The 6,518-nt window shown below is 70.1% G+C and carries 7 protein-coding genes and 1 pseudogene; 3 read left to right on the forward strand and 5 right to left on the reverse strand.

From position 1 onward, the window contains the following. Positions 1-34: 34 nt before the first annotated feature. From AOK01_RS21150 to AOK01_RS46340, 5 genes are all read right to left on the reverse strand, one after another. Positions 35-1,180: an LLM class flavin-dependent oxidoreductase gene (locus tag AOK01_RS21150; protein ID WP_055514017.1), complete on the reverse strand. Its 1,146-nt coding sequence runs from the start codon at positions 1,178-1,180 to the stop codon at positions 35-37. Positions 1,181-1,234: 54 nt separating this feature from the next. Then, positions 1,235-2,404 carry an SfnB family sulfur acquisition oxidoreductase gene (locus tag AOK01_RS21155; protein WP_245702337.1) on the reverse strand — a complete coding sequence of 390 codons (1,170 nt, stop codon included), beginning with the start codon at positions 2,402-2,404 and terminating at the stop codon, positions 1,235-1,237. A gap of 101 nt (positions 2,405-2,505) precedes the next feature. After that, on the reverse strand, positions 2,506-3,060 hold the full coding sequence (gene ssuE / locus AOK01_RS21160; protein ID WP_055514020.1) for an NADPH-dependent FMN reductase: 555 nt from the start codon (positions 3,058-3,060) through the stop codon (positions 2,506-2,508). 38 nt (positions 3,061-3,098) lie between these two features. After that, on the reverse strand, positions 3,099-4,235 hold the full coding sequence (gene sfnG / locus AOK01_RS21165) for a dimethylsulfone monooxygenase SfnG (protein ID WP_055514022.1): 1,137 nt from the start codon (positions 4,233-4,235) through the stop codon (positions 3,099-3,101). A gap of 258 nt (positions 4,236-4,493) precedes the next feature. Further along, entirely contained in the window at positions 4,494-4,598 is a 105-nt protein-coding gene (locus tag AOK01_RS46340) for a putative leader peptide (RefSeq protein WP_342671054.1), read from the reverse strand. Positions 4,599-4,714: 116 nt separating this feature from the next. On the opposite strand from AOK01_RS46340, the gene AOK01_RS21170 reads away from it, so the two are divergent. From AOK01_RS21170 to AOK01_RS45185, 3 genes and pseudogenes are all read left to right on the forward strand, one after another. Beyond that, a complete protein-coding gene (locus AOK01_RS21170) occupies positions 4,715-5,620 on the forward strand; it encodes a LysR family transcriptional regulator (RefSeq protein WP_055514025.1) in 906 nt (301 codons plus the stop codon). Positions 5,621-5,766: 146 nt separating this feature from the next. Next, positions 5,767-6,033 carry a GlsB/YeaQ/YmgE family stress response membrane protein gene (locus tag AOK01_RS21175; RefSeq protein ID WP_055514027.1) on the forward strand — a complete coding sequence of 89 codons (267 nt, stop codon included), beginning with the start codon at positions 5,767-5,769 and terminating at the stop codon, positions 6,031-6,033. A gap of 170 nt (positions 6,034-6,203) precedes the next feature. Continuing rightward, positions 6,204-6,500 (forward strand): annotated as a pseudogene (locus tag AOK01_RS45185) (GNAT family N-acetyltransferase); the annotation flags it as partial. Positions 6,501-6,518: the final 18 nt, after the last annotated feature.

Consider the following 6,518-nt stretch of genomic DNA (forward strand, 5'->3'; position numbering starts at 1 on the left):
CAGGGCGTCCCCGGCGGCTCAGCGGCTCAGCGGCTCAGCTCGCGAACGGTACCTGCGCCGAGAGGGCGGGGCGGGCGGCGAACGGGTGCTGCCACAGGCCCCGCGCGGCGAGCCGCGGCAGGACGCCCTCGCCGAACCAGTACGCCTCCTCCAGGTGCGGGTAGCCGGAGAACACGAACTCGTCGATGCCCAGGCGGTGGTACTCGGTGATGCGCTCGGCGACCTCGTCGTGGCTGCCGACCAGGGCGGTGCCCGCGCCGCCGCGTACGAGGCCGATGCCCGCCCAGAGGTTGGGATGGATCTCCAGGCCGTCCCTGCTGCCGCCGCCGTGCAGGGCGAGCATGCGCTGCTGCCCCTCGGACTCGCTGCGGGCCAGTCCGGCCTGTACGGACTGCACGGTCGCCGGGTCGAAGCCGGCGAGCAGCCGCTGCGCCTCCGCCCAGGCCTGCTCGGAGGTGTCGCGGGTGATGACGTGCAGCCGGATGCCGAACCGGACGGCGCGGCCCTCCTTCTCCGCCAGCGCGCGGACCCACGCGATCTTCTCGGCGACCTGCGCGGGCGGCTCGCCCCAGGTGAGGTAGACGTCCACGTGCTTGGCCGCGACCTCGCCCGCGACGGGCGAGGAGCCGCCGAAGTACACCTCGGGGACCGGGTCGGGCACGCGGGCCAGCCTGGCGTCCTCGACCTTGAGGAACTCGCCGTCCAGGTCGACGGTCCCGCCCTCCCACAGGCCCCGGACGATTTTCAGGAACTCGCCGGTACGGCGGTAGCGGGCGTCCTTGTCGAGGAAGTCGCCGTACGCGCGCTGCTCGTGGCTCTCGCCGCCGGTGACGACGTTGAGGAGGAGCCGTCCGCCGGACTGGCGCTGGAAGGTGGACGCCATCTGCGCGGCGAGCGTCGGAGAGACGAAGCCCGGCCGGAAGGCGACCAGGAACTTCAGTCGCTCGGTGTGCTGACTCACCATCGCGGTGGTCAGCCAGGCGTCCTCGCACCAGGCGCCGGTGGGCGTGAGCGCGCCGACGAAGCCGAGGTCCTCGGCGGCGCGGGCGATCTGGCTCAGATACGCGACCGTCGGCGGCCGGTCCCGGCCGGACACGGTGGCCGGGGTGCCGTGGCCGCCCCCGACGACATGCCGGCTGTCGCCGTTGGTGGGCAGGAACCAGTGGAAGGTGAGCGACACGGGTGCGTTCTCCGATCGGGCCACGGGGGCTACGGGGCGGGCGGCTGTCCGGACTCAGAGGAGTCCGTGGCGTGGTGGCAGGGTGCCGTTGAGCACGTACCGGCCGATGTGCTGGATCTTCCAGCGGGCCGGGTCGTGCAGTGTGTGGGTACGGGCGTCACGCCAATGCCGGTGCAAATTGAGGGAGTTGAGGGCGGACCGGGTGCCGGACACCTCGAAGAGCGCGCCGGACACCTCGACAGCGGTGGCCGCCGCGTGGGCCTTCGCCGCGGCCACCGCGATGGACGCCTCGGCGGCCGACTCCTCCGTGAGGTCGGCGCGGGCCGCGTCGACCTCACGGGCCGCCACGCCGAGCAGCGCCTCGGTGGCCCGCACCTGGACGGCCAGTTCTCCGAAGCGCTGGATGAGCAGCGGGTCCTCGGCCGCGGTCTCGACGCCGCTCTCGAACCAGGGGCGGCTCTTGGTGCGGACGAACTCCACGGCCGCGGAAAGCGCGCCCGCCGCGATCCCCGCGTCGATGGCGGCGTGCAGCAACTGCGCGACGGCGCCGTGGAGTTGAGGACCCTGGAAGGTGAGGTGGTGCGGGAGGACCCGGTCGGCGGGCACCGGCACGGTGTCCAGCCGGACCGTACCGCTGGCGGTGGTGCGCTGGCCCATGCCGTCCCAGTCGTCGGCGACCGTGAGGCCCTCGGCGTGCCGGGGTACGTACGCGACGTGCAGGTTGTCGTCCTCGGTGCGGGCGAGGACGGGGATCCAGTCGGCGAAGAGGGCGCCCGTGGAGTAGTGCTTGACGCCGGTGAGGACGTACGAGCCGTCCGGTTGCCGCTCCAGTCGGGTGCGGATGTCCTGCACGTTCTTCGTGCCGGCCTCCGACTGGGCGTTGCCGAGGCGGCGCCCGGCCAGCACCTCGCCGAAGAGGAACGCGCGCTGCTCGGCGGTGCCCTGCCGGCGGATCACGTTGACGTAGACGAAGTGGCTCTGCGGGATCTGGGCGAGGCTGGCGTCTGCGGACGCGAGGACCCGGAAGACCTCGGCGAGCGTCTCCTGGCGTACGTCGGCGCCTCCGTGCTCGGCGGGCACGGTGACGGCGAGCAGGCCCGAGTCGGACAGCCGGTCCAACTCGGCGCGTGGCAGCCTGCGTTCGGCGTCGCGGTCGGCTGCTCCTGCCCGGAACTCGTCGGCCAGGGCGGCGGCTGTGGCCAGTGCCTCGGCGTCGTCGGCGATGACCTTGGCGGCGCCCCGCGCGGACGCTTCCGCCGGGGCCTTCGCGGCGGACTCGGCAGAGATCTTCGCGGAGGTCCCGGCGGAGAATTCGGCGGGCACGGTCAGACCGCCGCGGCGAGGATCGGCCTGCGGTCCAGGGCCTCGGAGAACTGGTCGAGCACCTGGGTCAGCGCCTCGGTGGCGGCGGGTGCCACGGTGAGTACACCGTCCTCGCCGACCGTGATGTCCTTGTCGAGGGTGAACCAGCCCTGGACTATGTGCCGGGCACCCATGGAGCTGAGCACCGGGCGCAGGGCGTAGTCGATGGCCAGCACATGTGCCGTCGTACCACCGGTGGCCAGGGGCAGCACGGTCTTGCCGGTGAGGGCGTACTGCGGGAGCAGGTCGAGCAGTGCCTTGAGGACGCCCGAGTAGGCGGCCTTGTAGACGGGGGTGCCGATGACGATTCCGTCGGCCCTCGCGAAGAGGGCGGTGGCCTCGACGATCGCCGGATGCCGGAAGTCGGCGCCGAGCAGGGCCTCGGCGGGGATCGTACGGACGTCGAGCGGGATCACCTCGTGGCCCTGCGCGGTCAGCCGGCTGTCGAGCCGGCGCAGCAGGCGGTTGGTGCGGGAGGAGGCGGAGGGGCTGCCGGAGACGGACAGGACGGTGGCCATTAGTCCTCTTTCGGGACGGGGTGGGGAGGGGGACGGACTCAGGCGTGGGCCGCCACGGACTCGGTCGCGCTGTCCGGGAGTTGGGCTTCCAGTTCACGTACGAGGGGCAGCACGCGGCGGCCGAAGTACTCGACCTCCTCGTGGTAGTGGAGGAAGCCGAGGAGGAGCAGGTCGACGCCGAGGCGCTTGTAGGCGACGATCCGCTCGGCGATCTGCTCAGGGGTGCCGATCAGCCCTGTCCGGAAGCCGTCGTTGTACTGGACGAGGTCCTCGAAGGACGAGTCCTGCCACATGCCCTTGCCATCGGCGGTGGACTGTCCGGCCTGCTTCACGGCGGCGCCGAATCCCTCGACGGCCTCGCGGTTCGCGTGCGCCACGATCTCGCGGAGGGTCTCGCGGGCCTCGGCCTCGGTGTCGCGGGCGATCAGGAAGCCGTTGAGGCCGAACTTGGGCGCGGTGCGGCCGGCTTCGTCCGCCGACGCCCGTACGTCCGCGAGCTGTTCGACGACCCCGTCGAAGTCCTTGCCGTTGGAGAAGTACCAGTCGGAGACCCGGCCGGCCATGGCACGGGCGGCGGAGGAGTTGCCGCCCTGGAAGATCTCCGGGTGCGGGCGCTCGGGGGTGTTGAGGGGCTTGGGCTTGAGGGTGAAGTCGCGCAACCGGTAGAAGTCTCCGGCCAGTTCGGTGTGGTCCTCGGTCCAGATCTGGCGCAGGGCCCGGATGAACTCCTCCGAGCGGCGGTACCGCTCGTCGTGCTCAAGCCAGGGCTCGCCCAGCGCGGTGAACTCGCCCTTGAACCAGCCGCTGACGACGTTGACGGCGAAGCGGCCGTTCGACAGGTGGTCGGCGGTGGCGCCGAACTTGGCGAGGACACCCGGGTGCCACAGGCCCGGGTGGACCGCGGCGATGACCTTGAGGCGCTGGGTGGCGAGCAGCAGAGCGAGGCTGAATCCGGTCGACTCGTGCTGGTACTCGGCGCCGTAGCCGGCCATGTAGCGGACCTGGCTGAGGGCGTAGTCGAAGCCGTTGTTCTCGGCGAGGACGGCGAGTTCGCGGTTGTAGTCGTAACCCCAGTCGGTGCGCTGTTCGATCGTGCTGGTGACCAGGCCGCCGCTGACATTGGGCACCCAGTAGGCGAAGCGGACGGGGTCTGCGGAAAGGTTCTCTGCAGGCATGAGGAACTCCTGTTGCGGGAAACCGGACAGACCGAATTCGGCAGGTTCGATGCATCACCGATGAATTGAATCGTCGATGAATTGCCGAATTCGGGCGGCGAAAAGCGGTGAACGGCGCTCACGCCAATCACGCCAATCACGGCACTCACGTCTCTCACAGCTCTGACGGCTCTGACGGCTCTGACGGCTCTCGACAGCCGCTGAAGAAAGCGGGAGAAAGCGGGAGAAAGGTGGTGGGGGGACAGCGGATCCGGAGGATCAGGCCACGAGGCAACAGGTGGCACTGGAGACGCGCGCGAGGTCGACGTGGCGTCGCCGCGTGAGGTCCAGTCGCTTCATCATGTCCTCGATCGTGGCAGCCACCGGTCCGGACCGTCAAGGAATACCCGATCGGTCTCGCATCCCGGACCGGCGAATTTCACGAAGGCGTGACAGGGCAACCCTTGAACAGGGTGGTGCGCGGCCAGCATTCTGACGGGGTGCGAACAGAGCAGCTGGAATACATCACAGCCGTCACCCGGCTCGGCTCACTGCACCGGGCCGCCGAGGAACTCCACCTCTCGCAGCCCGCGTTGAGCGAGACCGTACGAAATCTGGAGCGCGAACTCGGAGTCGATCTCCTGGAGCGCAAACGCTCCGGCGCGAAGATGAGCGCGGAGGGGCGGGAACTGCTGCCCCACATCATCAATGTGCTGGACGCGGTGGACCGGCTGAGGGGTGCCGCGGGCGAGCAGCACCGCATCAGCCGCATGGTGCGCGTCGGCACGGTGAACGCGGCGACGGTCCCGCTGCTGCTTCCGGCGGTACGGGAGTTCCGGGCGTCGCATCCGGCGACGCAGGTGGAGGTGGTCGGCGCCCAGCAGTCGGACATCCACCGGACCCTCCTGGAAGGCGGCTTCGACCTGGGCCTGGTGAACTATCTGGAGGGCGACGACGTGGCCACCGACTTCGACTGCACGGAACTTCTGTGGGGGCGGCCGGTGGTGTGCGTACGTCCGGACAGTCCGCTCGCGTCGCTGTCCGTGGTGTCGGTGTCCGACCTGCTCACGCAGCCGCTCATCGCGATGCGCTCCGGCTATGTGATGCACCGGTTCGTGCACCGGCTCCTGGGGGGCCGTGAACCGTCCTTCTCCTACTCCACCGACGGCGCGGAGATGGGCAAGCTGATGGTCGCGGAGGGGCTGGGTGCCACGGTGCTGCCGGACTTCAGTGTGATCGACGATCCGCTGACCCGGCAGGGGGCGATCACCTGCCGTCCGCTGGCCGGCGACTCGCCCCGGGTGCTGCTGATGCTCCAGCGGCGCAAGGCGGACTCGGTGCCGCAGGCCGCGCACGATCTGCACGAGGTGTTCGTACGCCGGGCGGAGGCGCTCGGCGGTACGTGAACTACCGGACGGCCGCGGCGGTCCTCCTGCCCAGGAGGGAGGAGGGGAGGAGACGGCACGGCCCACGGGAGTGGAGAACCGCGCGGACTGCACTCGGTTCCCGGGGGCACTCCTATGCGTAAGGAGAACGACGAGAAGGGGCTGAGATGGAGATCTCAGGCATCATCAGTGCCATCGTGATCGGTATTGTCATCGGCGTGCTGGGGCGGCTCGTGGTTCCGGGCCGTCAGCGCATCGGCATCCTGTGGACGATCGTGGTGGGTATCGTGGCCGCATTGATCGGCTCGGTGCTCGCGAACGCGTTCGACGTGGCCGACACCGACGGGGTGGACTGGATCGAGTGGCTGATCCAGATCGGACTCGCGGCGCTCGGCGTCACGGCCCTGGACCGGTCGAAGGCGGGCCGCCGCTGACGAGAGCGGATCCAGTGCGCTTCTTCCGGCTCAGCCCGAATCCACCCTGAGTCAGAAAAAGCGCACTGGCGTCCGCGGGCTTCCCTCGGTTGCCGGCCGACCGTGACGGAGACGTCTTGCCTTACCGCATCACCGCACTCACCGACCCCGAGTCCACGGCGTCGGGCCACCGGCTGCCGCTGGCCGACGCCGACCTCGACCGGATCGACCGAATCGTCCAACAGCCTCATCCCGGTTATCGGTTGATCCAGTGGGAGGGCACGGTGCCGCCCGAACTGGCCCGGACCTTTGCCGCGTCGCGGCGGGCCATGGACGACATGCCGATGGACGGGACCGACTACGGCACGGTCGTCTGGGACGTGGACCGGGTGCTCTCCGCGGCCGACGTCATCGCCGAACGCGGTGAACTGCTGCACACCGTCGCCGTGGTGGACACCGCGGACGGGTCGGTCGTCGGCTTCTCCGAACTAGGGCCCTTCTGATGG

Source organism: Streptomyces aurantiacus (assembly GCF_001418335.1).
Classification (GTDB): Bacteria; Actinomycetota; Actinomycetes; order Streptomycetales; family Streptomycetaceae; genus Streptomyces; species Streptomyces aurantiacus.